At 73.8% G+C, this 25,322-nt stretch carries 25 protein-coding genes; 8 read left to right on the forward strand and 17 right to left on the reverse strand.

Features of this window, described 5'->3' with window-relative positions:
• Positions 1–9 precede the first annotated feature (9 nt).
• Positions 10–564 carry an isochorismatase family protein gene (locus tag GA0070564_RS10800; protein ID WP_091606675.1) on the forward strand — a complete coding sequence of 185 codons (555 nt, stop codon included), beginning with the start codon at positions 10–12 and terminating at the stop codon, positions 562–564.
• Between the two features lie 39 nt (positions 565–603).
• On the opposite strand, the gene GA0070564_RS10805 is transcribed toward GA0070564_RS10800, so the two are convergent.
• On the reverse strand, positions 604–1,197 hold the full coding sequence (locus GA0070564_RS10805) for a nucleotidyltransferase family protein (RefSeq protein WP_091606678.1): 594 nt from the start codon (positions 1,195–1,197) through the stop codon (positions 604–606).
• 142 nt (positions 1,198–1,339) lie between these two features.
• Complete coding sequence (locus tag GA0070564_RS10810; protein ID WP_425412442.1) at positions 1,340–3,016, reverse strand: bifunctional 3'-5' exonuclease/DNA polymerase; 1,677 nt, start codon at positions 3,014–3,016, stop codon at positions 1,340–1,342.
• 171 nt (positions 3,017–3,187) lie between these two features.
• On the opposite strand from GA0070564_RS10810, the gene GA0070564_RS10815 reads away from it, so the two are divergent.
• Positions 3,188–3,628 (forward strand): HIT family protein, encoded by a 441-nt coding sequence (locus GA0070564_RS10815; RefSeq protein WP_091606683.1) that lies wholly within the window; start codon positions 3,188–3,190, stop codon positions 3,626–3,628.
• Positions 3,629–3,632: 4 nt separating this feature from the next.
• On the opposite strand, the gene GA0070564_RS10820 is transcribed toward GA0070564_RS10815, so the two are convergent.
• The 9 genes from GA0070564_RS10820 to GA0070564_RS10855 form a co-directional block, all read right to left on the reverse strand.
• Positions 3,633–4,070, reverse strand: a complete 438-nt coding sequence (locus GA0070564_RS10820) for a hypothetical protein (RefSeq protein WP_218104908.1) — start codon at positions 4,068–4,070, stop codon at positions 3,633–3,635.
• A gap of 82 nt (positions 4,071–4,152) precedes the next feature.
• Complete coding sequence (locus GA0070564_RS10825; protein ID WP_218104909.1) at positions 4,153–4,998, reverse strand: patatin-like phospholipase family protein; 846 nt, start codon at positions 4,996–4,998, stop codon at positions 4,153–4,155.
• Between the two features lie 81 nt (positions 4,999–5,079).
• Positions 5,080–5,802: an MOSC domain-containing protein gene (locus GA0070564_RS10830; RefSeq protein ID WP_245669902.1), complete on the reverse strand. Its 723-nt coding sequence runs from the start codon at positions 5,800–5,802 to the stop codon at positions 5,080–5,082.
• Positions 5,799–6,023 (reverse strand): hypothetical protein, encoded by a 225-nt coding sequence (locus tag GA0070564_RS29835; RefSeq protein ID WP_245669903.1) that lies wholly within the window; start codon positions 6,021–6,023, stop codon positions 5,799–5,801. The genes GA0070564_RS10830 and GA0070564_RS29835 overlap by 4 nt, the downstream gene beginning before the upstream one ends.
• An 80-nt stretch (positions 6,024–6,103) precedes the next feature.
• Positions 6,104–7,057, reverse strand: a complete 954-nt coding sequence (locus GA0070564_RS10835; RefSeq protein ID WP_218104910.1) for a substrate-binding domain-containing protein — start codon at positions 7,055–7,057, stop codon at positions 6,104–6,106.
• 127 nt (positions 7,058–7,184) lie between these two features.
• A complete protein-coding gene (locus GA0070564_RS10840) occupies positions 7,185–8,132 on the reverse strand; it encodes a carbohydrate ABC transporter permease (protein ID WP_091606701.1) in 948 nt (315 codons plus the stop codon).
• A gap of 13 nt (positions 8,133–8,145) precedes the next feature.
• Positions 8,146–9,087 (reverse strand): carbohydrate ABC transporter permease, encoded by a 942-nt coding sequence (locus tag GA0070564_RS10845; RefSeq protein ID WP_091606704.1) that lies wholly within the window; start codon positions 9,085–9,087, stop codon positions 8,146–8,148.
• A 23-nt stretch (positions 9,088–9,110) separates the two neighbouring features.
• Positions 9,111–10,529 carry an N-acetylglucosamine/diacetylchitobiose ABC transporter substrate-binding protein gene (gene ngcE / locus GA0070564_RS10850; protein ID WP_091606707.1) on the reverse strand — a complete coding sequence of 473 codons (1,419 nt, stop codon included), beginning with the start codon at positions 10,527–10,529 and terminating at the stop codon, positions 9,111–9,113.
• Between the two features lie 47 nt (positions 10,530–10,576).
• Positions 10,577–11,542, reverse strand: coding sequence for a MurR/RpiR family transcriptional regulator (locus GA0070564_RS10855; RefSeq protein ID WP_091606711.1), 966 nt, complete (start codon positions 11,540–11,542; stop codon positions 10,577–10,579).
• A 197-nt stretch (positions 11,543–11,739) separates the two neighbouring features.
• Here GA0070564_RS10855 and GA0070564_RS10860 point away from each other — a divergent pair, with 197 nt between their 5' ends.
• Complete coding sequence (locus tag GA0070564_RS10860; RefSeq protein ID WP_091606716.1) at positions 11,740–12,729, forward strand: N-acetylglucosamine kinase; 990 nt, start codon at positions 11,740–11,742, stop codon at positions 12,727–12,729.
• 151 nt (positions 12,730–12,880) lie between these two features.
• On the forward strand, positions 12,881–14,254 hold the full coding sequence (locus tag GA0070564_RS10865; RefSeq protein ID WP_091606720.1) for an acyltransferase family protein: 1,374 nt from the start codon (positions 12,881–12,883) through the stop codon (positions 14,252–14,254).
• On the opposite strand, the gene GA0070564_RS10870 is transcribed toward GA0070564_RS10865, so the two are convergent.
• Together GA0070564_RS10870 and GA0070564_RS10875 are read right to left on the reverse strand one after the other, a co-directional pair.
• On the reverse strand, positions 14,226–15,716 hold the full coding sequence (locus tag GA0070564_RS10870) for a CoA-acylating methylmalonate-semialdehyde dehydrogenase (protein ID WP_091606725.1): 1,491 nt from the start codon (positions 15,714–15,716) through the stop codon (positions 14,226–14,228). The genes GA0070564_RS10865 and GA0070564_RS10870 overlap by 29 nt on opposite strands.
• Positions 15,713–17,011: an aspartate aminotransferase family protein gene (locus tag GA0070564_RS10875; protein ID WP_091606728.1), complete on the reverse strand. Its 1,299-nt coding sequence runs from the start codon at positions 17,009–17,011 to the stop codon at positions 15,713–15,715. The genes GA0070564_RS10870 and GA0070564_RS10875 overlap by 4 nt, the downstream gene beginning before the upstream one ends.
• Positions 17,012–17,294: 283 nt before the next feature.
• On the opposite strand from GA0070564_RS10875, the gene GA0070564_RS10880 reads away from it, so the two are divergent.
• Positions 17,295–18,326 carry a hypothetical protein gene (locus tag GA0070564_RS10880; protein WP_245669904.1) on the forward strand — a complete coding sequence of 344 codons (1,032 nt, stop codon included), beginning with the start codon at positions 17,295–17,297 and terminating at the stop codon, positions 18,324–18,326.
• Here the strand turns inward: GA0070564_RS10880 and GA0070564_RS10885 are convergent.
• A complete protein-coding gene (locus tag GA0070564_RS10885) occupies positions 18,299–18,661 on the reverse strand; it encodes an ArsR/SmtB family transcription factor (RefSeq protein ID WP_176730632.1) in 363 nt (120 codons plus the stop codon). The genes GA0070564_RS10880 and GA0070564_RS10885 overlap by 28 nt on opposite strands.
• Positions 18,662–18,694: 33 nt before the next feature.
• On the opposite strand from GA0070564_RS10885, the gene GA0070564_RS29275 reads away from it, so the two are divergent.
• A complete protein-coding gene (locus GA0070564_RS29275; RefSeq protein WP_176730633.1) occupies positions 18,695–19,042 on the forward strand; it encodes a nuclear transport factor 2 family protein in 348 nt (115 codons plus the stop codon).
• Positions 19,043–19,087: 45 nt separating this feature from the next.
• Here the strand turns inward: GA0070564_RS29275 and murD are convergent, their stop codons facing one another.
• Positions 19,088–20,434, reverse strand: a complete 1,347-nt coding sequence (murD, locus tag GA0070564_RS10895) for a UDP-N-acetylmuramoyl-L-alanine--D-glutamate ligase (protein WP_091606736.1) — start codon at positions 20,432–20,434, stop codon at positions 19,088–19,090.
• Positions 20,435–20,520: 86 nt separating this feature from the next.
• Between murD and GA0070564_RS10900 the strand changes: the two genes are divergently transcribed.
• Complete coding sequence (locus GA0070564_RS10900) at positions 20,521–21,870, forward strand: MurL-like N-terminal domain-containing (RefSeq protein WP_091606739.1); 1,350 nt, start codon at positions 20,521–20,523, stop codon at positions 21,868–21,870.
• Between the two features lie 93 nt (positions 21,871–21,963).
• On the opposite strand, the gene GA0070564_RS10905 is transcribed toward GA0070564_RS10900, so the two are convergent.
• Together GA0070564_RS10905 and GA0070564_RS10910 are read right to left on the reverse strand one after the other, a co-directional pair.
• Complete coding sequence (locus tag GA0070564_RS10905) at positions 21,964–23,697, reverse strand: PucR family transcriptional regulator (protein WP_483819060.1); 1,734 nt, start codon at positions 23,695–23,697, stop codon at positions 21,964–21,966.
• A gap of 54 nt (positions 23,698–23,751) precedes the next feature.
• Positions 23,752–24,561 (reverse strand): TrmH family RNA methyltransferase, encoded by an 810-nt coding sequence (locus GA0070564_RS10910; protein ID WP_091606745.1) that lies wholly within the window; start codon positions 24,559–24,561, stop codon positions 23,752–23,754.
• A 181-nt stretch (positions 24,562–24,742) separates the two neighbouring features.
• On the opposite strand from GA0070564_RS10910, the gene GA0070564_RS10915 reads away from it, so the two are divergent.
• Positions 24,743–25,279 (forward strand): dihydrofolate reductase family protein, encoded by a 537-nt coding sequence (locus GA0070564_RS10915; RefSeq protein ID WP_091606748.1) that lies wholly within the window; start codon positions 24,743–24,745, stop codon positions 25,277–25,279.
• Positions 25,280–25,322 lie beyond the last annotated feature (43 nt).

The following is a 25,322-nucleotide window of genomic DNA, read 5'->3' on the forward strand; positions in this document are numbered from 1 at the left end:
GGGGAAGAGATGACCACGCTGGAGAACCGGGCGAACACCGCGCTGCTCGTCGTCGACGTGCAGAACGACGTCGTCGGCGGGGCGTACCGTCGCGACGAGGTGGTGGCCACCATCGCCGACCTGGTGGAGAAGGCCCGCCGGGAGGGCGTCGCGGTGGTCTGGGTGCAGCACTCGGACGCGGGGCTGGAGCACGGCAGCGACGCGTGGCGGATCGTGCCGGAGCTGGTGCCGGCCGACGGCGAGCCGATCGTGGCGAAGCACTACGGCGACTCGTTCGAGGACACCACCCTGGAGGCGGTCCTGGCCGACCGGGGCGTCGGGCGGCTGGTGGTGGCCGGGGCGGAGACCGACGCCTGCATCCGTTCGACGCTGCACGGCGCGTTCGTCCGCGGCTACGACACGACCCTGGTGGGCGACGCGCACACCGCGGGCGACAAGACGGCGTGGGGCGCGCCACCGGTGGAGCAGGTGGTGACGCACACCAACCTGTACTGGAAGTTCCAGGCCGCGCCGGGGCGGGAGGCCGGGACGGTGGAGGCCAAGGAGGTCGATTTCCGGGCCTGAGCCGGCCCGTGGCCGGCTCAGGCCGGGACCCCGGTGGGGTCAGACGCCGACGCGCTGCTCGGGCACGCTCAGGCCGTAGAGCAGCATCAGCTCCGGGCTGTCCACCCGGCTGCCGTCGGCCACCGTGTCGCAGTCGATGTCGACGATCTGGTCCTTGTGCGCGAGCAGGTAGGGCCGGGCGCCGACGTCGGCGCTGGCCAGGGTGGCGATGCCCGGCCAGTGCCGGCGGCCGAAGAGCATCGGGTAGCCGCGCAGCCCGCTGTAGGTGGCGCAGACCAGCACGTCCGGGTAGGGCAGGGCGGTGACCCGGCGGACGGCGGCGGCGGTCAGGCCGGGCATGTCCACCGGCACCACCACGACCGCCTCGATCGTCTCGTCGGTGAGGGCTGCCAGCCCGGCGCGGATCGACGAGCCGACACCGGTGCCCCAGGCCCGGTTGACCACCACGGTGGCGCCGGTCAGGTCGGTCGTCTCGCGGACCTGGTCGGCCGCCGCCCCGAGCACGACCACGACCTGTCCGCAGCCCGCCTCGTTCATCGTGTCGATCATCCGGTTCACCAGGGGCCGCTCCCCCTGGTGCAGCAGCGCCTCGGGTCCGCCGATACGGCGCCCGCCACCCGCTGCGATGATCATTGCTGCGATCCGGTTCAGCTGTGCCCCCTCGACAGTGGGGACCGGCCGGGCGCGCTGGCGTCCGGTCCGACCCGTCGTACGCACACCGGACCCAACGAGCGCCGCCGGGACGGGGTAGCGGGGCAAATCGGAAATAGTGCCGCTAGGTGGCGTCGGCGTAACAGTCGACGATGGACAGATCAAGCGGAAACCGCACCGGGGTGTCGCCGAAGAGCAGCGCGGTCGCCCGCTCGCCGCAGCGGGTCACCGTCTCGGCCACCGCCTCCGCCTGCTCGGCCGGGCAGTGCACCACCACCTCGTCGTGCTGGAAGAAGACCAGCTCGGCGGCGGTGCCGGCGAGCGCCGTACGCAGCACCGCCAGCAGGGTGGAGGCCCACTCGGCGGCGGTGGCCTGGATGACGAAGTTGCGGGTGAACCGGCCCCGGGACCGGGCCGCCCGGGCCCCCGGGCTCTGCGGGTCGGCGACCGGCTCCGGGTCCAGCCCCGGCAGGCCGTCGCCGAATCCGGCCGAACCCGGCGGGCAGGTCCGCCCCAGCCACGACCGGACCAGCCCGCCCGCCTCCCCCGTGCGGGCGGCCGCCTCCACGTAGCCGAAGGCGACCGGATAGTTGCGCCGCAGCACGGCCAGCGCCGGCACGGCTGCGCCGCCGGTCTGCCCGTACATCGCGCCGAGCAGGGCCACTTTGGCCCGCGCCCGGTCGCCGCCGAACGCGTCCCGGGCCAACGCCGCGTAGAGGTCGCCCGCCCCACCGGCCGCGGCCAGCCGGGCGTCCCCGGAGACCGCGGCGAGCACCCGCGGCTCCAGCTGGCCGGCGTCGGCCACCACGAACCGGTGGCCCGGGTCGGCAACCACCGCCCGCCGGATCACCTTGGGGATCTGCAACGCGCCCCCGCCCCGGGTGGCCCACCGGCCGGAGACGACCCCGCCCGGCACGTACTCGGGGCGGAACCGACCGCCGGCGACCCAGGCGTCGCGCCAGGCCCAGCCGTGCGCCGTCCAGATCCGGTAGAGCTCCTTGTATTCCAGGACCAACGGCACCGCGGGATGGTCGACGCCGCGCAGCACCCAGGCCCGGGTGTTGGGCAGCTCCACCCCGGCCCGGGCGAACGCCCTGATCAGCTCGGCCGGCGAGTCGATGTGCAGGCCGGGCACTCCGAGCAGCTCGGCGATCCGGGCCGACAGCTCGGCCAGCCGGCGCGGCGGACCGCCCACCGGTGAGGGGCCGCCGAGCAGCTCGGTGAGGATCGCGTCGTGCACGTCGACCCGCCAGGGCAGCCCGGTGGCGCCCATCTCGGCGGCCACCAGCACGCCGGCCGACTCGGCGGCGACCAGCAGCCGGAACCGGCCGGGATGCTCGGTCGCCGCGATCCGGGTGAGCTGGTCGGCGTACACCCGGGTCAACGCCGTGATGCCCGGGCCCGGCGGCCCGGACGGGGTGTCGAAGAGGGCGCCCTGGGCGTGCCCGGGCGGCTCGGGCTGGCGGGGCGCCGGGTCCGCCGGCACCGACGCGCCGGTGAGCCGGGCCCAGGCCGCGGCGAGCGAGCGCGGCTCGCCCCAACGGCCGGCGTGGCCCAGCAGCAGCGCCTCGGTCAGCTCGACGTCGTGACAGCGGTCCAACCGGACCCCGGCACGCAGCAGCGCCGGATAGATCGTGGCGCCGGTGCCCCAGACCCAACGGGGACCCTCGGCCGCCTCCCGGGCGGCGACCGCGGCGGCCAGGTCGGTGACCGGCTCGGCGGGTGCCACGGGGTGACCGGCGGGGTCGAGGGGTTGCAGCACTCCCCCGCCCCGCTCGTCGGACACCACCGCCACCGGCACGGACGCGATTCTGCCTCGCCCCTGTGACACCGCCGCCGTGATCGGCCACGATCCGGTCGCCGGTCACCCCGCCGGGGCCGGGGATGCCGCGGCCGGACGCCCGCCGGTACGCGATGCTGGACCCGACCCGCCCTCACCCGGGTCCCGCGGCGCGCCACCCGAAGGAGACAGATGAGACTCCACTGCCCGTTCTGCCGGATCGTGGCCGGACGGGAACCGGCCCGGGTCGTGCACCGCACGGCGCGGACCACCGCCTTCCTCCCGCTGCGGCCCGCCACCCCGGGGCACACGCTGGTGGTGCCGAACACGCACGTGCCGGACTTCTTCGCGGTGGAGCCCGCGCTGGCCGCCACGCTGACCCGCGCCGTGCTGGAGGTGGCCACGGCCGTCCGGGCGGCCCTCGACCCGGCGGGCATGAACATCGTCAGCTCGGCCGGGAAGGCCGCCTCGCAGAGCGTGTACCACCTGCACACGCACGTGGTGCCCCGATGGGCCGCCGACCGGATGGGCGCGATCTGGCCGCCTCCCGAGGAGACCGACGACCGGACTCAGGACGAGATCGCCGAGCGCATCCGGGCCGCGACCCTCACCGCACCGCCGACGTCCCGCTGAGCGCCTACGCCGCCGACCCGGTGTGCAAGAGGCTGACCAGGAAGAACACCACCGCCAGCACGAAGAGCACGCCGTAGAAGATCACCATGGTGCGGGACCGGACGACGGCTGACAGCCGCACCGCACGCTGGTAGGGGCGCACGTCCATGGAGAACGGCTCGGTGCTCGAGTCCTTGCGCCGGACATCGTCGTAGAGGCGCCTGAACAGCCGCTCCTGCCGCAGGAAGTAGGAGTCGAGCAGCCAGAAGGCGACCACCGGCAGGAACGTCGTGAGCGCCATCCGCCAGTTCGGATCCTTGGCCTCGAAGGCGAAGATCGCGGCCGTGACGGTGATCGCCCATCCCTTGATCAGGAAGGAGTTGGTGCCGAGCCGGTTGACGATCGCCTGGATGAACTCCAGATGCTTGATCCGCTGCTCACTGAGAGATTCGTCCTTCTCCACGGCCGGCAGGCTAGCGCACCCCGTCCAGCACCCACCCGCTCCCGGCTCCGGGCCTGGGCACGGCTCACGACCAGAGCGCCGCTCAGGGCCAGAGGGCGGCGACGTGGTCCGCGTGCGCGGCGCCCACCCGGCGTCCCTCCCGGGCGGCCGGGCCCCGGGTCGCCGGGGAGAGCGCGTTGGCGCCGAACGCCTCGATCGAGGCCGGGTCGGCGTCGATCACGTGCACCGCCGCGGGCGCCAGGGTCTCGATCTCCTCGGTGAGGTTGCCCCACGGCTCCGGCGTGGCCGCCAGGACGGGACGGATGATCAGCACGTGCGCCGCGCCGGCAGCCAGGTCGGCGTTCGCCGCCGACCACGCGCCGCCGTCCATCAGCCGGCGGTCGCCGACCGTGACGACCGGCCAGACGCCCGGGACCGCGGCGCTGGCGGCGACCGCGTCGAGCAGGGTGGCCCCCGAGTCGCGGGTCAGCACGACCCGCTCGCCGGTGTCGGCGTCGACCGCGGTGACCAGCAGCCGCCGGTCCGGCCAGCGCTTGACCGGCAGCCGGGCGTCCACCGCCGCCAACCGCACCGACGGATGGACCGTGTCCGCGGCCAGCGCCAGCCGGCCGACCCGCCGGCGGGCCTCCTCGGGCGTCGCCGCACCCGCCATCGCCGCGGCCAGGTCGGCGAGGAGCACATCGGTGTCGATCTCCACCTCGATCTCGGCACTGCCCGGGCGCAACTGCGCCTGGTAGAGGTCGTCCAGCGGGACGCCGCTGGTGATCTGGGCCGCGACGGAGGCGCCCGCCGAGGTACCCACCACGACGTCGGCGGCCAGGATGCGGTCGGTGAGAGCGGGTTCGGCGTCGGCGAGGCCGCGCAGGACGCCGAGTTCCCAGGCGATGCCGGCGACGCCGCCACCGGCCAGGACGAGTGCGGTGCTCACCCGGCCGAGTCTGGCACGGGGGCGGGGACGGCGGCGGCGCATCCGGCGGACCCAGCACGACCGGACGCCCCGCGACGGTGGTCAGCTCTCCCGGCGGCCGGCGGGCAGCACCACGAGCGGATCGCCGACGGCGACCTGGCCGGGACGCACGACTGTCGCCCACAGGCCGAAGGTCATTCCGTGGTGCTCGGCGACGGTCCGGAGCAGCGCACCGTGCTCCGGCAGGTCACCCTGGGGCTGGTCGATCATCACGCACCGGGTCTGCCTCGCCTGCGGGCGCAGCACCAGATCGGCCCCGACGCGCAGGTCGCGGCCGAGCCAGTCGTCCTCCGGAAAGCCGGTCCCGGGTACGTCCACGAGCAGGTTCGCCCGGAACCGCGCCGGCTCGACCGGCTCCCCCGTCAACTCGGCGAGCCGGCCCAGGGCCGCCGTGGTGATCAGACTGACCGGCCCCTCGTCGTGGTGCGGGACGTCGACCTCGGGCGCGATGGTGACCTGTCGGCCGAGCGCCGCCCCGACCGCCGCGTGGCCGGTGGGGTCGTCGACGGGGAACACCCGACCGTCCGGCAGTTCCACGATCGGCACCGGTACGGCGGAACGGCCGCGCAGGTCGAGCAGGCCGGGCATCCGGCGGAAGCGGCGGGTGTTCTTGCCGCTGCCCAGTTTGCCGTCCGGGTCACGCACCGCCCAGCGCCGGTCGTCGGACAGCCCGCGGTACTCCACGTCCACGGCGGTCAGCCGTTCACCCAGCAGTGACTTGACCGGGAACCGGCGGATCTCGACGACGGTCGCCGCCTCCGTCACCGCGCACGCTCCAACAGGTCGCGCAGGGCGGCGACGACCTCCTGCGGGGCGGGGTCGAGGACGTTCCCGCCGACCGTCACCTCGAACGGGCACCGGTCCGGGTCCCGCGTGGACCCCGGCCCACCGAACAGCTCGATCCCCTGGTCGAGCATCGCGCGCAGCACGTCGTGCGGCCGGCGGCGCGGCCCGGAGTGGAGGAATAGCGAGCGGTGGACGGGCATGACACCGGATCCAATCACAGGGGCGGCCGTGCGCGGCGTGGGCAGTCGGTCGAACTGCCCTGGCGGCAGCGACCCGGCGGCTAGTCCGCCGACGCCCGGCGGCTGCTCGTCCGCTGCACGACCTGCCACTCATGGCGGGGGTCGGTCCGGCCCGGTCGGCCGAGCGCCGCGCGGGCGCAGTGCGCGCCCTGCTCCCGTAGGGACTGGGCAACCGTCGTCAGTCCGGCGGGGGTGGCGGCGTCACTGTCGTCCCAACCCGTCACCACCAGATTGTCGGGCACCCGAAGGCCCATACCGGCAGCGGCGCGCAGCACGCCGAGGGCGAGTTCGTCGCTCATCGCGGCGACGGCGTCCGGCGGGTCAGCGCCGTCGAGCAGTTCGAGGGCGAACCTCTCCCCCTCGCGGGAGTCGTTGACCGGGCAGACCGCGAGCCGCAGCCGCTCCGCGGGGTGGCCGGCGAGCGTCCAGGCGTCGCGCAGGCCAGTCCACCGGTGTCGGGTCACCGGGAATCGCACCTCCCCCACCTGGTCCCCGCTCAGCAGCAGGCGGGCGCGACGCCGGTCGAGCGGAAAGCCGAGCACGACGGGACGGCGGGCGCCGGCGAACGCCACCTGCCCGATGGCGACGGCCGCGGCCCGGTCGTCGATGCCGATCACCGGCATGCCCCGCCCGTGCGGGCCGGCGTGGACCACGGCGGGCAGGCCGGTGTCGGCGACCGCGTCCAGGACCGGGTCGTCGTCGCTGGTGGTCCAGACGACGAAGCCGTCCACCGCGGCCTGGGCGACCCGCTGGGCGTCCGAAGGTTCGCCGGTGATCGGCACCAGGGTGAGTCCGACGCCCTCGGCGGCGCACACGTCGGCGACGCCGGCGAGGAAGCGCGCCGCCTGCGGATCCTCGAACGCGTAGCTCAACCGCTCGCCGAGCACGACGCCGAGGTTGCCCAGCCGACCCCGCCGCAATGAGCGGGCCGCCGGGCGCGGCCCGGGGTAGCCCAACTGCCGCGCCGCCGCGCGGACCTTCGCCGCGGCCTCCACCGAGACCCGTTCCGGTCGGGAGTAGACGTAGGAGACCGGCGGCTGCCTCCTGCTGCTCTGGGGCGGGCTGCGCGCCGGCCGGAGACCGGCCGGCGCGGCGTAGCGGGCCCGCCCCGGCCGGCGCGACCTACTTGCTGACGCCCGCGGTCAGGCCGGACTGCACCTGGCGCTGGAAGACGATGTAGACGATCAGCACCGGCAGCATCGCCATGGTGACCCCGGCGAACAGCCCCGACCAGTCGGACTTGTAGCCCTGGTTCACCGACAGCTCGATCAGGCCCGCGGAGATCACCTGGTTCTTCGGCTCGCCCGCCACCGACTGCATCAGCAGGGTCGGCAGGTACCACTGGTTCCACTGGCCGAGCACGTTGAAGATGCCGATGCTGATCAGGCCGGGCCTGGCCATCGGCAGCATCACGCTGAAGAAGAGCCGGCTGTGCGAGGCACCGTCGACCAGGCCGGCCTCGGCGATCGAGTCGGGCAGGGTACGGAAGAACGAGTGCATGAAGAAGACGGTGAACGCCAGCGACCAGGCGACGTAGACCAGGATCAGCATGAGGTGCTTGTTCGGCCCGAGCAGCGGGAAGACGATCCCGGTGTTGTAGACGCCCTTGAACAGCGGCACCGCGGCCAGGTAGATCGGCAGGGTCAGGCCGGACAGGAACATGTAGTAGATGGCCCGGTTGCCGCGGAACTCGTACCGGGCCAGCACGTAGGCGGCCATCGAGCCGAGCAGCATGGTCAGGGTGACGCTGCCGGCCAGCACCAGCACGGTGTTGAGGAAGAACGCGCCCAGGTGCCCCTCCCCCCAGGCCCGGGCGAAGTTCTCGAAGTGCAGCTTGTCGGGGATCAGCGACAGCGGCTCGCGGATGACCTCGGAGTCGTCCTTGAGCGCCGACATCACCACCCACACCAGCGGGTAGACGACCATCACCGTCCACACCACCAGGAACAGGTGCGAGAAGCCGTTGAAGAAGCGGGCGCCGATCCCGGGCCCCACCGGCCGGGACCGCCCGGCTTCGGGGGTGCCGACGGGCGGGGCCTGGTCCGTGCGGGCGTGCGTCGTGGTGCTCATCGTCCAGGCCTCCTCAGTACTCGATCCGCTCACGGCGGGTGATCCGGAGCTGCGCGGCGGCGAGCAGGATCGTGAAGATCGCCAGCGACACGCCCATCGCGCAGGCGTAGCCGAACTGGCCCTTCTGGAACGCGGTGAAGTTGAGCACCGACGCGAAGATCTCGCTGGCGTGGTCGGGCCCGCCCTGGCTGGGCGTCATCACGAAGACCAGCGCGTACATGTCCAGGGCGATGAAGCCCAGGTAGACCCAGGCCACCGAGATGGTGTCGCGCAGCAGCGGCAGGGTGATCCGGAAGAAGGTGTGGAACCGGCTGGCCCCGTCGAGGAGGGCCGCCTCGTAGATGTCCTTCGGGATGGACTGCATGGCCGCGGAGAAGAGCACCATGTAGAAGCCGGCGCCGCTCCAGACGGCGATCAGCAGCAGCCACCACAGCACCGCCGGTACGCCGAGGAACGGCTCCGGGTCCGCGGTGAAGGCGATCGGGTTGTCGGCGTCGACCAACCCAATCTTGATCAGCAGTCCGTTGATCAGGCCCTGCTCGTCGGTGCGGTAGATCTGCTGCCACATCACGGCGATGACCACCAGCGACAGCACCTGCGGGAAGAAGAAGACGACCTTGTAGAGGCCGGAGCCGAACACCCCCCGGATGCCGGCCCTGTCCTCGCGTCCGCCCACGTTGAGCAGGAACGCGAGGAACAGGGCCAGCCCGATGGTGAACAGCGGCACGGTGATCAGGAAGAACACGTTGTGCCAGAACGCCTTGCGGATCAGCTCGTCGGAGAACAGCCGGACGTAGTTGTCCAGCCCGACGAACTCCTGCCGGTCGGAGTACCCTCCCCAGTCGGTCAGCGAGTAGCCGGCCGCCTGGGCGAAGGGCCACACCACGTAGAAGAGGTAGAGCGCGACGGGCAGGGCCAGGAAGCCCGTGACGAAACGCGCGACACCGTGCCGCATGGGACTCACTTCCTCGTTAAGCGTCAGGCGGTGCGGGTCTGCTTCTTGACCGACGAGTCCTTGGCGACCTTGTCGGCCGCCTGCTGCATCCGGTCGACGAACTGCTGTGCGGTGAGCCGGCCGGCCATCAGCTCCTCGGAGAGGTTCTGGCTCTCCTTGTCCAGGTCGGCGTAGAAGTCCCAGAACTTGGTCTTGATCAGGTCCTTGGGGGCGTTCTTCATCAGCTCGTTCGCGGTGGCCAGCGCCGAGTCCTGCACATTGTCGCCGGAGCCCTTGGTGGAGGCCAGCGACTTGGTCAGCTCGGCGTACTTGGCGGAGCCGGCCTTGGAGAGCACCGCCCGCAGGAACTCCTTGGCGGCGGCCTTGTTCGGCGCCTTGCTCGGCACCACCAGGCCCTCGCCGGCACCGGCGAAGACGTCCTTGGGCGCCTTGTCGCTGGCCCCGAGGCCCCAGTAGTCCGACAGCTTCATCTCGAAGCCCGGCGGGATGGTGGAGGCCATCTCGTTCTTCAGCCAGGTGCCGACCTGGATGAAGGCGGCCTTGCCGTCCAGCCAGGCCTGCTGCGACTGGGTGTGGTTGAGCTTGCCCGGCAGCAGCAGCTTGTCCTTGACCAGCTTCTCCCAGACCTGGAGCGCCGGCAGGATCCCGTCGGCCTTCCAGGCGTTCTCCTTCAGGTTGTCGATGTCCACCACGGCCTGCTTGCCGGCGGACTTCCAGATGGTCGCCATCAGCGCCCAGCGCGGGTAGTAGCCGTGCACGGCGTCGTGGACGTACGGTGCGATGCCCTTGGCCTTGATCTTCGGCGCCAGGGCGAAGAACTCGTCGAAGGTGGTCGGCGGGGTCCAGCCCTCCTTGTCGAAGAGCGCGCCGTTGTACCAGTTGCCCCAGACCGTGAAGGCCACGTTGACGACGTAGAACTTGCCCTCGAAGGTGCCGTCCTCGCGGGTGCCGGGCAGCAGGGTGTCGGCCACCGTGCCGCCGCCCTCCCAGGCCGGCGCGGCGAGCACGTCGTCCAGCGGCTCGATCGCGCCCTCGTTGACCAGCGTGCTGATGTCCATCATGTCGGCGCCGGAGTTCATCACCAGGTCGCTCGGCTGGGTGGCCATCTTCGGCTGCTCTTCGGTCTTGATCTTCTGAGTCGAGCTCATGTTGACCGTGACGTTCGGGTGCTTGCCGTTGAAGACGACCTTGTCTTCCTTGGCCCACTGGTCGCCGAGGCCACCGTTGAAAATGACCACCTTGACCGCGCTGCCGTCCTTGACGCCGAACGGGTTGTCCGCGCTGGTCGTCCCGCCACCGGTGTCGGTGGACTTGGCCGGCTCGCTGCCGGCGCAGGCGCTGAGCAGGCCGGCGGCCGGGGTGACGAGCAGGCCCGCCGCGGCGGCGCGGCGCAGCAGGGAACGGCGGCTCAGGTCGGCCGGGTTCTCGGGGGTGTCCGCCATCTCGATCTCTCCTTGTGGTGTTGGGACGAGGTGCAGTGCGTCCGCGATCACGGGGTGACCCCCTTCGCGGCCTTGTGCCCGTCGACGGCCTGGGCGGTACGCCGGAAGGCCGCGTGGGCGCGGTCGTGGGTGCGCTGGGCGACCGCGATGTAGAGCAGGTCCAGCACCACCAGCTGCGGGTGCCGCGCGGAGAGCGCGTCGGGCCGGAAGCTGGTGGCCTGGCTGGCGGTGAGGAGCACGACGTCGGCCAGCTCGGCCAGCGGCGAGCGGGGGAAGCCGGTCAGCGCGACGGTGGTGGCGCCGCGGCTGCCCGCCTCGGCGAGCATCTCGATGGTCTCCCGGGTCTGCCCGGTGTGCGAGACACCGAGGCCGACGTCGCCGGGGCCGAGCAGCGCGGCACCGGCCAGTCCCTCGTGCACGTCGCTCCAGGCCCACACGGCCACTCCGATGCGGTGCAGGCTGGCCTGCATCTCGGTGCCGACCAGGGCGCTGCCGCCGGCGCCGAAGATGGTGACCCGGGTGGCCCCGGCGATCGCCGTCGCGGCCCGTTCGACCTCGGCGAGGTCGAGGCGGGCGGCGGTGTCGTGCATGGCCCGGGTGTCGGCGGCCATGATCTGGTCGAGCACCCGGGACAGCGGGTCGCCGGGCTGGATCTCGCGCCCGATGTCCACGGTCCAGCCGGCCGAGCGGGCCCGTCCGGTCTCCGCGGCGATGCCGAGTCGCAGGTCGGCGTAGCCGTCGAAGCCCATCGCCCGGCAGAACCGGGTGATGGTGGCCGGTGACGTGCCGCTGCGCTCGGCCAGCTCCACGATGGTCGCCCGGGCCGCTGCCTCCGGGTCGCTGAGCACGTGCTCGGCGACCCGGCGCAGCGCCCCCGTCAGCTCCTCCGTGCCGGTCCGGACCCTGACCAGCACGCCCTCGGCGACGGTGGCGCCCGTCGCGCCCCGCCGCTCCGCCACGTCGGCGTCGACCAGGGCGGTCCCCGCGCCGGTGTCCACCTCGTGTTCGGCCATCGAGAGCCTTTCGGAAAGAGTGTTAACTGTTAGTGGTAAAAGTTCTTACTGAAGGCCCCTTCCTGTCAAGAGCGTGGGCGAAGTTTTCAAACCGTTACCTGGGACACACCGCCCGCCGCCCCGCCGGCCTTGCCCCTCGACGCCGCGCCGACCAGCATGAATGCTTCCCCACACCCGAGTCAGGGAGGCCGCACCGGATGTCCGGCACCATCGTGGTCGGCCTCGACGTCGGGGGTACGTCCACCCGCGCCGTCGCCCTCACCCCCGCCGGCGTCCGGGTCGGCAGCGGCCGGGCCGGCGGCGGCAACCCGACCACCCACGGCGCCGACGTGGCCGCCGCGCGACTGCTCGCCGCGCTGAATGCCGCACTGGCCGACGTGGACCCGGCCGACGTGCGCGCCGGCACCATCGGGCTCGCCGGGGCGGGCCGGCTGCTCGCCGACCCCGCCGGCCGGGCCGCCTTCGACCGGGCCTGGCGCGAGGCGGGGCTGCGCTGCCCGTACGCGGTGCACGGCGACGCCCTGGTCGCGTACGCATCGGGCAGCCCGGAACCGGACGGCACGGTGCTCGTCGCCGGCACCGGCGCGATCGCCGCGCAGGTGGCCGGCCTGCGGTTGGATCGGGTCGCCGACGGGCACGGGTGGCTGCTCGGAGACGCCGGCTCCGGCTTCTGGCTCGGCCGGGAGGCGGTCCGCCAGGTGCTGGCCACCCTGGACCGGGGCGAGCATCCCGGGCCGCTCGGCCGTCGGGTCCTCGCGGAACTCCTCGGCACCGGCGAGGTGGCCGCCCGTCCCCGGGCCACCGTGGACGCCGTGGTGCAGGCGGTGACCCGGCGCCCACCGGTGGAGCTGGCCCGGCTGGCCCCGCTGGTGGTCACCGCCGCCGCCGAGGGCGAGCCGGTCGCCTGTTCGCTGGTCGCCGAGGGGGCCGCGCACCTCGCCGAGACCGCCGACCGGATCCGGCCCCCCGGGTCGACGCGCCCGCTGGTCCTCGGCGGCGGCCTGCTGACCGCGGACACCCCGCTGGCCTCCGCCGTCCGCGCCGAGGTCGGCGGCCGCTGGCCGGACGCCCCGGTGTGCACCGCCGGGGACGGCGCCACCGCCGCGGCCTGGCTCGCCGCCCGCGACCTGCCCGAGGTCACCGATCCGACCGCCCTGCACGCCCTGCTGATGCGACCGCCCGCCTGACCCGCGCGGCAAGATCCGACCAACTTCCGGGAAGTTGACGTCTCCGGGCCGCCCGAGCCAGCATTTCCCCCGAATCTGCCGCCGCCGGGGCCGGCGCGGGAGGTTGCAGCTTCTCGTCACCGGCCCCGGTGGGCTGGCCTAGCCTGGGAGGATGCGCCGCCTCCGGCAGCTCGCCGAGCGCACGCCGGCCGGGCGGGAGCGCTACGCCGACCTGCTCCGTGCGCTCGCCATCACCATGGTCGTAATCGGTCACTGGGGCATCACCGTCATCACGTACGACGCCGTCGGGCGACCCACCGGACACTCGGCGCTGGGCGACCTGCCCTGGGTCTGGCCGCTGACCTGGGTGGCCCAGGTGATGCCGGTCTTCTTCCTGGTCGGCGGCTTCGCCAACGCCGCCTCGCTGGCCGCCCACCGGCGCCGGCAGCCCGGGCCCGGCACCGCCACCGGCTGGCTGGTCGACCGCAGCGCCCGGCTGGTCCGCCCCACCACCGCCCTGCTGGTGGTGCTCACCCTCGGAGCCGGCGTCGCCTCGCTACGCGGGGCGGACCCGGCGCAGGTACGCGAGGTGGTCTGGTTCGCCACCATCCCGCTCTGGTTCCTCGTCGCCTACCTGGTGGTGGTGCCGCTGACCCCGCCGATGTACGCGCTGCACCGCCGCTTCGGGCTCGCCGTGCCGGCGGCGCTGGTCGGGTTGGTGGCGCTGGGCGACCTGGGCCGGCTGCTCGGACCGGCCGGGCTGGCCGGCGGCAACTACCTGTTCGGCTGGCTGGCCGTACACCAGATCGGCTTCGCCTGGCACGACGCCCGCACCCCGCAGCTGCCCGGTCGCCGACGGTTGCCGCTGACCCGGCGGGCCGGCGCGGTCCTGCTCACCGCCGGGCTGGTGGCGCTGGTGCTGCTGACCGTCGTCGGGCCGTACCCGGTGGTGATGCTGAACGTGCCCGGCGAGCGGCTGGACAACGCCGCCCCGCCCAGCCTGGCCCTGCTGGCCGCCTTCACCGCCCAGCTGGGGTTGATCCTGCTGCTGCGCGTCCCGGCGCAGCGGTGGCTGCGTCGCCGCGGACCGTGGCAGGCGGTGATCGCGGTCAACGCGGTGGTGCTGACCGTCTTCCTCTGGCACCTCACCGCGGCGATCCTGCTGATCGGGCTGCTGGACGCGCTCGGCGTGCTGCCCACCCCGACCGTCGGCACGGCGGCCTGGTGGGCCTGGCGGGTGCCCTGGCTGCTCGCCCTGGCCGTGGTGCTCGGCGCGCTGGTCGCCGTCCTCGGCCCGATCGAGGCCCGCACCCGCCGCACCACCCGGTCGGTCGTCGGCGGGGACGCGACGACCCGGGTACGAGCCGCCCGGAGCGGGCTCACCGTCGCCGGGTACGCCGGCGTGGTCGCCGGGCTGCTGCTGAACAGCCTCACCCGCAAGTCGCACCCCGAGCCGCTGGGGCTGCCCGCCCCGGCGCTGGTGGCGTACCTGGCCGGGGCGGGACTGCTGCGGCTGCTCAGGTCTGGGTGGGGAAGCCGAGGTTGACCCCGCCGTGGCTCGGGTCCAGCCAGCGGCTGGTGACCACCTTGCCCCTCGTGTAGAAGCGCACCCCGTCGTCGCCGTGCGCGTGCAGGTCACCGAAGAGCGACGCCTTCCACCCGCCGAACGAGTAGTACGCCATCGGCACCGGGATCGGCACGTTGATGCCGACCATGCCCACCTCCACCTCGTGCTGGTAGCGCCGGGCGGCGCCGCCGTCGTTGGTGAAGATCGCCGTGCCGTTGCCGTACGGGTTGGCGTTGACCAGCTCCACCGCCTCGTCGTACGAGCCGACCCGGACGACGCCGAGCACCGGGCCGAAGATCTCGTCGGTGTAGATCGACATGTCCGGGGTGACGTGGTCGAAGAGGGTCGGGCCGAGCCAGAACCCGTCCGCGTCGCCGTCCGGGGTGACGTCCCGCCCGTCGACCACCGGCACGGCGCCCGCCTCGACCCCGGCCGCCACGTAGGAGCGGACCTTCGCCGCGTGCGCGGACGTGACCAGGGGGCCCATGTCACAGCCGCGCCGGCCGTCCCCGGTACGCAACCCGGCCATCCGGTCGGCGATCCGCGCGACCAGCGCGTCGGCGACCGGCTCCACCGCCACCAGCGCGGAGATCGCCATGCACCGCTCCCCCGCCGAGCCGAAGCCGGCGTTGACCGCCGCGTCGGCGGCCAGGTCCAGGTCGGCGTCGGGGAGCACCACCATGTGGTTCTTCGCCCCGCCGAGCGCCTGCACCCGCTTGCCGGCCAGCGAGCCGCGCTGGTGCACGTACCGGGCGACCGGGGTGGAGCCGACGAAGGACACCGCCCGCACCGCGGGGTGGTCCAGCAGCGCGTCGACGGCCTCCTTGTCGCCGTTGACCACGTTGAGCACCCCGTCGGGCAGCCCCGCCTCGGCGAACCACTCGGCCAGCAGCAGCGCCGCGCTCGGGTCCTTCTCGCTGGGCTTGAGCACCACCGCGTTGCCGCAGGCCACCGCAACCGGGACGAACCACAGCGGCACCATCACCGGGAAGTTGAACGGCGAGATCACCGCGACCACGCCGAGCGGCTGGCGCAGGGTGTACGAGTCGACCTCGGTGGAGACGTTCTCGCTGAACCCGCCGCGCAGCGCCGAGGGGATGCCGCAGGCGTACTCGATCACCTCCAGGCCGCGCTGCACCTCCCCGGCGGCGTCGGCGAGCACCTTGCCGTGCTCGGCGGTGATCACCTCGGCGAGCCGCTCCCGGCGGGCCGAGACCAGCTCCCGGAAGGCGAAGAGCACCGCGGTCCGCCGGGACAGCGAGGCGTCGCGCCAGCCGCGCGCCGCCCGCTCGGCGGCCTCGACCGCCCGGTTGACGTCCGCGGCGGAGGCCAGCTCCACCGCGCCGGTACGCCGCCCGGTCGCCGGGTCGAAGACGTCCCCGTGCCGCTCCGACCAGCCGGAGACCCGCTTGCCGTCGACGAAGTGCCCGATCCGGTTCACGCGGCGACCACGCTGGTGCGGATCGCGTCGACCAGGATGGCCAGGCCCTCCCGGGCCTCCTCCTCGGTGAGCGTCAACGGTGGGCCCATCCGCACCACGTTGCCGTACAGGCCGCCCTTGCCGACCAGCAGGCCACCGGCCCGGCACGCCTCGAAGACCCGTCCGGTCAGCGCCGGGTCCGGCTCGGAGCCGCCCGGGCGGACGAACTCGACGGCCAGCATCAGGCCCTTGCCGCGTACCTCGGCGACCTGATCCAGATCGGACACGGCGGCCCGCAGGCCGTCGGCGAGGATGGCCCCGACCCGGGCGGCGTTGGCCTGGAGGTCGTGGTCGCGCAGGTAGTCCAGGACGGCGTTGCCGGCGGCGGCGGAGACCGGGTTGCCGCCGAAGGTGGAGAAGCTGATCGCCGGCACCGACTCCAGCACCTCGGCCCGGCCGACCACGCCGGCCAGGGCGAACCCGTTGCCGACGCCCTTGGCGAAGGTGAGCAGGTCCGGCGTGACGCCGTGCGCCTGGTAGCCCCAGAAGTGCTCCCCGGTACGCCCCCAGCCGGTCTGCACCTCGTCGGAGACCAGCAGGATGCCGTGCTCGTCGAGGACCTTCTTCCAGGCCGCGAAGAGCCCGTCCGGCGGGGCGACGAAGCCGCCGACGCCCTGGATCGGCTCGGCGATCAGGCAGGCCACGTCGCCGGCGGTCTGGGTGGCCAGCACCTCCCGCAGGTCCTCCACCGCGGCGTCGATCCGGTCGGCGGAGTCGAGCCGCGACAGCAGGCCACGGACCCGCTCCCCGGAGTGCAGCCAGGCCACCTGCAACGGGTTCAGCGCGCTGGCCGTCCAGTTCCGGTTGCCGGTCACGCCCATCGCCGCGTACGACCGGCCGTGGTAGCTGTTGCGCACGGCGAGGATCTGGTGCGAGCGACGGAAGTTGGTGGCCACCAGCAGGGCCGCCTCGTTCGCCTCGGTGCCGGAGTTGGTGAAGAAGACCCGGGCGTCCGGGATGCCGGAGAGCCGGGCCACCTTCTCGGCCAGCTCCACCTGCTGCCGGATCAGGTAGAGCGTCGAGCTGTGCACGACGCCGGTACGCAGCTGGCGCTCGACCGCCTCGCGGATCTCCGGGATGTCGTAGCCGATCATGTTGGTCAGCACGCCGCCGAAGAAGTCCAGGTAGCTGCGGCCCTGCGCGTCGGTCACCCGCCGGCCGGAGCCGGCGACCAGCTCGATCGGATCGTCGTAGTAGAGCGGCATCCAGGACGGGAGCACGGCCCGGTGTCGGGCCAGCAGGTCGTCGGAGGTCATTCGGCGCACCCTTCAGCGGCGGCGGTTTCGCGTTCCCCGCACGCTCTCACCGCCTCGCGGCCCGGACAACTGTCACCCTGTCGCCCAGCGACCCGCCGCACCTGACACCACGTCAACCCGAACCGTTGCGGTTTTCGGGCCCGGGACGGTCGGCCACCGACGGTTCCGTCGTCCTCCCCGCCGGACGACGACGCGATCCGCAGGCGCCACCGCCGATCGGTCGACGGTCGGTGCCGCCTGCGACCTCCCGCCCCCGGCGGCGCGCCCCGGTAGTATCCGCCTGATGTGGACGACGCAGGTGGCGCTGCCGGGCGGGGCGGCCGTCACCACGACGGCGGAACTCGCGGCGGGGGTGCGCGCCTGGATCGCCTCGCCGCCGCTGCGCACACTGGTCGGCCACTTCGGCGGCGACTGGCCGGCCGGGGACGTGTCGGCGGTGCTCGCCGCGCTGGACGACTTCTCCGCCCGGCACTGGGACTTCCGCCAGGGGCGGGAACGCCCGGACGCCCGGGAGCCGGCCCTCGACCCGGCCACGGCCCGGCTGGTCCTCGCCGCCGCCGACGCGCTCGGCCTGGTCCGGCCGACCCCACCGGCCCGGCCCGGCTACGCGCACCTGCTGGTGCTGGGCGGCCTGGCGCACGCCTGCCTGCGCCGCACCGCATACGCCGCGCAGCTCGCCCGCAGGGTGGAGGTCACCGGCGAGGTGGCGGTGCTGGGCAGTTTCCGGACGCTGTCGCCGGACGAGTCGCGGCTCCTTGCCGACGTCGGGATACCCGGCTGCGCCACCGAGGTGGACGTCCTCGACGCCGGCGTACGGGCCGCGTTCGGGGTGGACACGCCCACGCGGGAGGAGGGCGAGGACGCGGACCACCCGCACCGGGCCTGGTCGTCGCGCACCTACCACCGCCCCGGGCTGCCTCCGGTGCGGGTGCTCGCCGCACCGTCCAGCGAACCGGACCGGCGCCGGGCGCACACCGCCGACACCCAGCGGTTCTGGGCCGAGCACGTGCGGCTGCGCGCCGGCGACCCGGTGCTGATGGTGACCGCGCCGATCTACGTGCCGTTCCAGCACTGCGACGCGCTGCGTACCCTCGCGCTGCCGTACGGCTGCGGCATCGACACGGTGGGAGTCGACCCGGAGTCGGCCGCCCCGGTCCCGGTGCCCGAGCCGACGCTCACCCCCGGCCGCTACCTCCAGGAGATCCGGTCGGCGATCCGCTCGCTGCGCGCCCTGCACGGCGCGGTGCCCGGCACCGACGGACCGGGCAGCGCGGCCGGCGGGTCGGGTCAGGCGCCGGTGTCCAGCAGCCGCTGACCTGCCGGCGTGCGCCGGTAGAGCACCGAACGACCCCGGCGGGCGCGGCTCACCAGGCCGGCGTCGAGCAGCACGCCGAGGTGGTGGGAGACCGTCGAGGGGGCCACCCGCAGCGTACGGCTCAGCTCCGTGGTGGAGACCGGCACGCCGGTGTGCCGCAGCACCCGGTACCGGCTGCGCCCGAGCAGCGCCTCGACCGACGGGGTCACCCGCGACGATCCGCCGGTGACGGGGTAGGCCAGCATCGCGTCGGCCGGGTCGCAGATCTGCACCACCAGGCGGGGCCAGGCCGACACGCAGGGCACCAGCACCAGCTCGGCGTCGGCCCCGGCCACGCCCGGCAGTGCGCACGCCAGTTCGACCAGGCCGTGCGCGCGTACGTCGACACCACCGAGCGCCGGGACGCCGCCGGCTTCAACGCCCTGCTGGGGCCGGACGCGACCGCGATCTTCGCCAACGGCGGGGTCCTCGACGGCCGGGACCAGTTCGCCGACTTCATCACCGACTTCTTCGCCGACCCGGGCTGGAGCCAGAGCTTCACCGAACTCACCCGGCACGTGGAGGGCTGCCGGACCGGGTTCGTGCTGTTCGACTCCGTCTACCGGGTCCCGGCCCAGGACCGGGTGTCGCCACTGGTCATCGGCGTCACGTTCAGCTATGAACACGGCCGTTGGCTCGTGCTGCAGAACCAGGACAGCAACGGCCCGGCGAGCTGACGGGGGCCGTCCCGCACCCGTGCCGGGGCGGGACGGCGGCCGGGCTCAGGGCGCGGTGTCGGCGACGGCCTTGGCGAAGACCTCGGAGCGGTGCTCGAAGTTGCGGAACCGCCCGTAGCTGGGGGCCGCCGGGGAGAGCAGCACCACCCCGCCGGTCGGGGTCAGCTCCCGGGAGCGCCGCACCGCGTCCACCAGGTCCTCGACCACCTCGGTACGCACCCCGGGCAGCCCGGCGAGGGCCTCGACGATCCGCGGGCCGCTGTCCGGGATGCCGAGCACGGTGATCTCCCGGTCGGCGAGGTGCGCCCGCAGCGGGCCGTAGTCCAGCCCCCGGTCGGTGCCGCCGACGATCACCGTCAACGGCCGCCCCTCGTACGCGTCGATGGCGTGCATGGCCGCGTACGGGCTGGTGGCGAGGGTGTCGTCGACGAAGGTCAGGCCGGACGGCTCGACGATCTCGGTGAGCCGGTGGGCCAGCCCCTGGAACTCGGCGACGGCGACGGCGAGGTTGTCCCGGCGGGCGACCACGTCCACGCCGAGCGCGGCCAGCACGGCGAGGGCCACGCAGAGGTTGCCCTCGTTGTGCCGGCCGACCAGCGGCAGCACGGCGCGCGGGAAGAGCGGCCGATCACCCAGGTGGAACCAGGGGGTGCCGTCGGCGCCGGTCGCCACGTTCGCGGTGTCCGGGGTGCCGGCCCGCACCGCCCGCCGGTCGCCCAGCTCCAGCGCCAGCCGGGGGTCGGCGCCGTTGACCACGACGGTCTCCGGCCCGTACGCCAGCAGGTTGAGCTTGTCCCGGTAGTACTCCCGCTCGCCGCCGTGCGCGTCGAGGTGCTCGGGGAAGAGCGCGGTGACCACCGCGACCCGCGGCGAGTCGGTCAGGTCGGCGCACTGGTAGCTGGAGAGCTCCAGCACGTACAGGTCGGCCTCGGGCAGGTCGAGCAGGGGCACGCCGATGTTGCCGCCGAAGACGTTGGGCCGGTCCATCGCGGTGAGTAGGTGGCTGATCAGGCTGGATGTGGTGCTCTTGCCCTTGCTGCCGGTGACCCCGACGGTCCGGTCGGCGTGCTCGGCCATCCAGAGCGCGCTGCCCTGGGTGACGGTCGCGCCGCGCCGGCGCAGCTCCACCATCCACGGGTGGGTGCTGGGCACGCCCGGGGAGCGGACCACCACGTCGGCGGCGGCCAGCCGGTCGAACGCCTCCTCGCCGGTGACCAGCGGCGCGGCCTCGGCGAGCGGCCCCTCCCAGGGCAGGGTGAGGAAGTTGGCGCTGTCGTCCACGGCGACCAGGTCGGCGGGGTCGTGCGCGGCGATCGCGAGCACGGCCGCCCGGCCCTCCCGGCCGGCTCCCCAGACGGCGACGTTCCGTCCGCGCAGGTCAGACAGGCGCACAAGCTCTCCTCGGGGTCGCGGTGGCGGCGGGCGGTGTGGTCCGACACAGCCGGACACGGCGGACGAACCAGGGCCTAGTATTGCGTGTGCCCAACGAGCAGCTCCGGCGGATGGACGCCTTCACCTTCCCGTCCTACTCGATCGATCTTGCCACCGGCGAGGCGTTGTTCGACTACGCCCTCACCGGTCCCGACGGCGAGCAGCGGTTCACCGAGGTGATCACCCTGCCGTTGCCGGCCGAGCCGCCCTCGGACGCGACGGTCGCCACCCTCGGCCGGGTGCTCGAACTGCTGCACGTGGTGGCCGGGGTCAGCTACTACAAGGCCGCCGCGCCGGCCCGGCTGGTGCTGCCGGCGCCGCTGGGCGCGGCCGCCGTCGAGCTGGTCACCGCCGTCTACACCAAGGGCCTCGCCGAGTACGCGTACCGCAACCGGCTGCCGCACGTGCTCGAACTGCGTCCCGAGGTCCCGGCCGGGTCGGTCGAGCCCGCCGCGCCGTTGGACAACTCCGACCGGCGTCCGCTGTCGGCGGTGGGCGGCGGCAAGGACTCGATCGTCAGCCTGGAGGCGCTGCGCCGGGCCGGCTTCGACCCGGTGCCCTTCTCGGTCAACCCGAACCACGTGATCGTCGCGGTGAACGAGGCGTCCGGGCTGCCCGCGCTGGCCGCCCGGCGGCGGATCGACCCGGTGCTGTTCGACCTGAACGCGGCCGGCGCGTTGAACGGCCACATCCCGGTGACCGCGATCAACTCGCTGATCGCGGTGGCCACCGCCGTGCTGAACGGGCTGGGCCCGGTGGTGATGTCCAACGAGCGCTCGGCGTCGGACCCGAACCTGGTCTGGGACGGTCACGAGATCAACCACCAGTGGTCCAAGGGCGTCGAGGCCGAGGGGCTGCTGCGGGCGGCGCTGGCCGAGCACGCCGGGCTCACCGAGCCGTACTTCTCGCTGCTGCGGTCCCTGTCGGAGCTGCACATCGCCCGGCTCTTCGCCACCATCGACCGGTACGACGACGTGGTGACCAGCTGCAACGCCGCGTTCAAGCTGCGCGACGCCAGCGAGCGCTGGTGCCGCAACTGCCCGAAGTGCCGGTTCGTCTTCCTGGCCATGGCGCCGTTCATGCCGCGCGAGCGGGTGGTGCACATCTTCGGCGGCGACATGCTGGCCGACGAGACGCAGATCCCCGGCTACCGGGAGTTGCTCGGCGTGGACGGGCACAAGCCCTTCGAGTGCGTCGGCGAGGTCGAGGAGTCGGTCGTGGCGTTGAGCCTGCTCGCCGAGCAGGACCAGTGGCGCGACGCCCCCGTGGTCCGCTCCCTCGTCGATGCCGTACCCGAGACCGCCTGGGCGACCGCGGCCCGCTCCGACGTCTTCACCCCCGGCGGCCCCAACCACATCCCCGCCCCCTACACCAAGACCCTCACCACCCTCACCTGACCGACCCCTCCCCCGTTGATCATGAAGTTGGCGGCAGCGAAACGGGACATTTCACACCGCTAACTTCATGATCAACGCGCCCGGTGCCGGGGGTCAGGGGGTGCGGATGGCGTCCAGGGCCAGGAGGGCCACGTGGAGGGAGAGGCAGGTCTCGACGGAGTCGAGGTCGGCCCCGAGGATGCGGGCGATACGGGCCAGGCGTTCGTAGAAGGCCGGACGGGACAGGTGCGCCGCCACGGCCGCCGCGGACTTGTTGCGGCCCTGGTCCAGGTACGCCCGCAGGGTGCCCAGCAACTGCTCCCGGGGGTGCTGGGCGTCGTACGCGAGCAGCGCGCCCAGTTCCCGCTCGACGAAGGTCTGCACCCGCGGCTCGTCGCGGAGCAGGTGCAGCAACCCGGCCAGGCCGACGTGCGGCAGCCGGAAGATCGGCAGGTCCCGGCGGTCCCGGCGGGCGGCGTCGGCGACCTGCCGCGCCTCGATCAGCGAACGGCGGGCCTCCCGCAGGGTGCCCACACCGGTGCCGGCGGCCACGATCACCGACCCGGGCCGCCCGGCGGGTGACCGGGACGCGGGGACGTCCACCCGGGTACGGCGCAGCGCCGCGGCGAACGCGGCGAGGGCCCTCTCCTCGCCCGTGGCGTCGGGCAGGGCGAGCAGCGCACCGACCGCCTGGTCGTCGACCGCACTGGTCAACGCGGTCAGCTTGGCCTCGCGCAGGGCCTGCCCGACCGCCTCGGCGAGGTCCCGCAGCCGGGCCGGGCCGGCCTCCGGCGTCGCGTCGGGGAGCAGACCGCTCTCCGCGGCGCCGTTCTCGGCAGCCGGTTCGTCGAGTCGGTGCCGGACCACCACCCCGACCAGGTGCCGGCGTTCCAGCGTCACCCCGAGCGCCCGGGCCCGCAGCGCCACCTCGTCCACCGGCCGGGAGTGGTCCAGCAGGGCGGTGAGCAGGGTGCGGTGGATCTGCCGCTCCAACCCCTCGGCGTCCCGGCGGATCAGCCGCCCCAGGGCCAGGGTGGACGCGGCCCGCTCCAGCAGGATGGTCAGCCGGGTCGGCGGGGTACCGGGCGGCCGGGACCCGGTGGCGCCGCCGGAGGTCAGGTCACCGCCGCCCGGCCAGCGCAGCAGCAGCCGCCCCCAGTCGTGCCCCCGGGCGCCGACGGTGGTCACCAGCCATCCGGCGTCGGCGTCGTACGCGGTCCGGCCGACGGGACGGATCCGGCGGGAGTGCTGCTCCCAGCCGTCGAGCAGCAGCTCCGGGCTCTCCCCCGCCGGGTCGTACGCGAGCACCTGCCGGGACAGGTTCTCCAGCACCACCGGGCAGCCGGCCAGCTCGGCGGCCTGCCGGACCACCTCGGCCGGCCCGGCGCCCTCCACCGACAGCTCGGTGAACCGCTGGTGGATCTCCTCGGTGGCGCGCAGCTCGGTGAGCTGGGCGTCCACGATCAGCGCGTGCACCGCCTCGGTGATCCGGACGAACGGGGTGGCCCGGCGCAGCTCCACCAGCGGCAGGCCACGGCGTTCCGCCGCCGCCGCCATCACCCGGGGCACCGCGCTGGCGTACCGGCGGCCGAGCTCCACCACCAGACCGGAGACGCCCACGTCGGCCAGGTCGCCGATGAACGCGCGCAGCCCGGCGTCGTCGGCGGGCAGGCCGATGCCGGTCGTGAGCACCAGCTCGCCCCCGCCGAGCAGGGTGGCGATGTCGGGCACCTCCGCCACGTGCACCCAGCGCACCCGACGGTCCAGCCCGGCCTCGCCGGCCACCAGCCGGGGGGCGCCGTGCCGGACCGGATCGAGGGCGAGCACCTCACGTACGGTAGGGAACACGGGCGACACGCTACCGTCCGTGACACCCGGCGGAAACGGGGCCGACCGGGCCGGTCAGAGCGGGTCGTCGCGGCCCAGCTCCCAGCAGGCCACGGCGGTGGCGGCGGCCACGTTCAGCGAGTCGACGCCGCGCCGCATCGGGATCACCACCCGCACGTCGCTGGCGTCCATCGCCGCCCGGGTCAGGCCGGCCCCCTCGGCGCCCATCAACAGCGCCGCCCGGGCCCGCTGGTCGGCGGTGAGCCGCTGGATCGGCACCGCGTCCGGGGCGGGGGTCATCGCCAGCACGGTGAAACCGGCCGCCCGGACCTGGGCGAACGCGTCCGGCCAGGGCTCGAGCTTCGCGTACGGGATGGCGAAGACCTCCCCCATGCTGACCCGGACGCTGCGCCGGTAGAGCGGGTCGGCGCAGGTCGGCGAGAGCAGCACCGCGTCCACCCCGAGCGCGGCCACCGCCCGGAAGATCGCGCCGAGGTTGGTGTGGTTGTTGACGTCCTCGAGGATCACCACCCGGCGGGCGTCGGCCAGCACCTCGGCGGCGGTGGGCAGCGGCTTGCGGTGGAACGAGGCGAGCACGCCCCGGTGCACGTGGAAGCCGGTGGCCTTCTCCAGCACCTGCTGGGTGGCCGCGTAGACCGGGGTGTCCCCGGTGTCCAGGTCGGCGAGCTGGTCGGCCCGTTTCGCGTCGACCAGGTACGACCGGGCCGGGTAGCCGGCTCGCAGCGCCCGCCGCAGCACCAGCTCCCCCTCGGCGATGAACAGGCCGTGCGGGGGCTCCCAGCGGGTCCGCAGCTCGACGTCGGTCAGCGCGCGGTAGTCGCCGATCCGCTCGTCGTCGGGGTCGGTGATCTCGTGGACGGGCACCCGACGATTCTGCCCGGCGCCCGTACCGCGCCGCTCGGGGCGGTGGCCGCGAGCGGCGTGCGCCACGGGCACGAGCGCGGCGGACGACGGATCGGGAGGTTCCCGGTCTGCGCGGCGATGAGTTCCGGCGGCCCGGTCGGTCGACCCGACAGGCATCCAGACCAATCGGGAGCGTGGGCCCATGCGCAAGGTCGTCGTGTACGAATTGTTGTCCCTCGACGGGGTGGCCGAGAAGCCGGACGAGTTCTTCACCGCCTGGGACGAGGCGATGGACGCCAACCTCGCCGCCGTGATCGCTGCGCAGGACGCGGTCGTGCTGGGCCGCCACAGCTACACCGAGTGGGCACAGTTCTGGCCGAGCAGCCCGATCGAGCCGTTCGCCACGTTCATCAACGACGTGCCGAAGTACGTCGCCACGTCGACCCCGCTCGACCAGCAGTGGGCCAACGCGACGGCGATCGAGGGCGGGCTGGTCGAGTTCGTGCGCGAGCTCAAGACGCGGCGCGGTGGCGACGTCGGCGTCCACGCGAGCATCTCGGTGGCGCGGGCGCTGCTGGCCGCGGACCTCGTCGACGAGCTCAGGCTCGTGGTCGCGCCGGCGATCGTCGGCCGCGGCCGACGACTCCTCGACGGCCTGCCCGCCATGCGGCTCGAGCCGACCCGCGGTGTGACCTCACCGACCGGCCATCTGCTCGTCGACTACCGCGTCGTTCGCTGACGGCACCAGCCGGCACGCCGGCCACGACGGCCGCCGCGAGCCG

Source organism: Micromonospora mirobrigensis, assembly GCF_900091555.1.
GTDB classification, from domain to species: domain Bacteria; phylum Actinomycetota; class Actinomycetes; order Mycobacteriales; family Micromonosporaceae; genus Micromonospora; species Micromonospora mirobrigensis.

What these genes read in the sequence shown, in the direction of transcription:
- GA0070564_RS10805 (WP_091606678.1), bottom strand. Translation starts at nt 1,197, where the DNA reads ATGATCATCGCAGCGGGTGGCGGGCGCCGTATCGGCGGACCCGAGGCG.
- GA0070564_RS10865 (WP_091606720.1), top strand. Translation starts at nt 12,881, where the DNA reads ATGCGCCGCCTCCGGCAGCTCGCCGAGCGCACGCCGGCCGGGCGGGAG.
- GA0070564_RS10840 (WP_091606701.1), bottom strand. Translation starts at nt 8,132, where the DNA reads ATGAGCACCACGACGCACGCCCGCACGGACCAGGCCCCGCCCGTCGGC.
- GA0070564_RS10815 (WP_091606683.1), top strand. Translation starts at nt 3,188, where the DNA reads ATGAGACTCCACTGCCCGTTCTGCCGGATCGTGGCCGGACGGGAACCG.
- GA0070564_RS10800 (WP_091606675.1), top strand. Translation starts at nt 10, where the DNA reads ATGACCACGCTGGAGAACCGGGCGAACACCGCGCTGCTCGTCGTCGAC.
- GA0070564_RS10860 (WP_091606716.1), top strand. Translation starts at nt 11,740, where the DNA reads ATGTCCGGCACCATCGTGGTCGGCCTCGACGTCGGGGGTACGTCCACC.
- GA0070564_RS10915 (WP_091606748.1), top strand. Translation starts at nt 24,743, where the DNA reads ATGCGCAAGGTCGTCGTGTACGAATTGTTGTCCCTCGACGGGGTGGCC.
- ngcE (WP_091606707.1), bottom strand. Translation starts at nt 10,529, where the DNA reads ATGGCGGACACCCCCGAGAACCCGGCCGACCTGAGCCGCCGTTCCCTG.
- GA0070564_RS10875 (WP_091606728.1), bottom strand. Translation starts at nt 17,011, where the DNA reads ATGACCTCCGACGACCTGCTGGCCCGACACCGGGCCGTGCTCCCGTCC.
- GA0070564_RS29835 (WP_245669903.1), bottom strand. Translation starts at nt 6,023, where the DNA reads ATGCCCGTCCACCGCTCGCTATTCCTCCACTCCGGGCCGCGCCGCCGG.
- GA0070564_RS10880 (WP_245669904.1), top strand. Translation starts at nt 17,295, where the DNA reads ATGTGGACGACGCAGGTGGCGCTGCCGGGCGGGGCGGCCGTCACCACG.
- GA0070564_RS10855 (WP_091606711.1), bottom strand. Translation starts at nt 11,542, where the DNA reads ATGGCCGAACACGAGGTGGACACCGGCGCGGGGACCGCCCTGGTCGAC.
- GA0070564_RS10845 (WP_091606704.1), bottom strand. Translation starts at nt 9,087, where the DNA reads ATGCGGCACGGTGTCGCGCGTTTCGTCACGGGCTTCCTGGCCCTGCCC.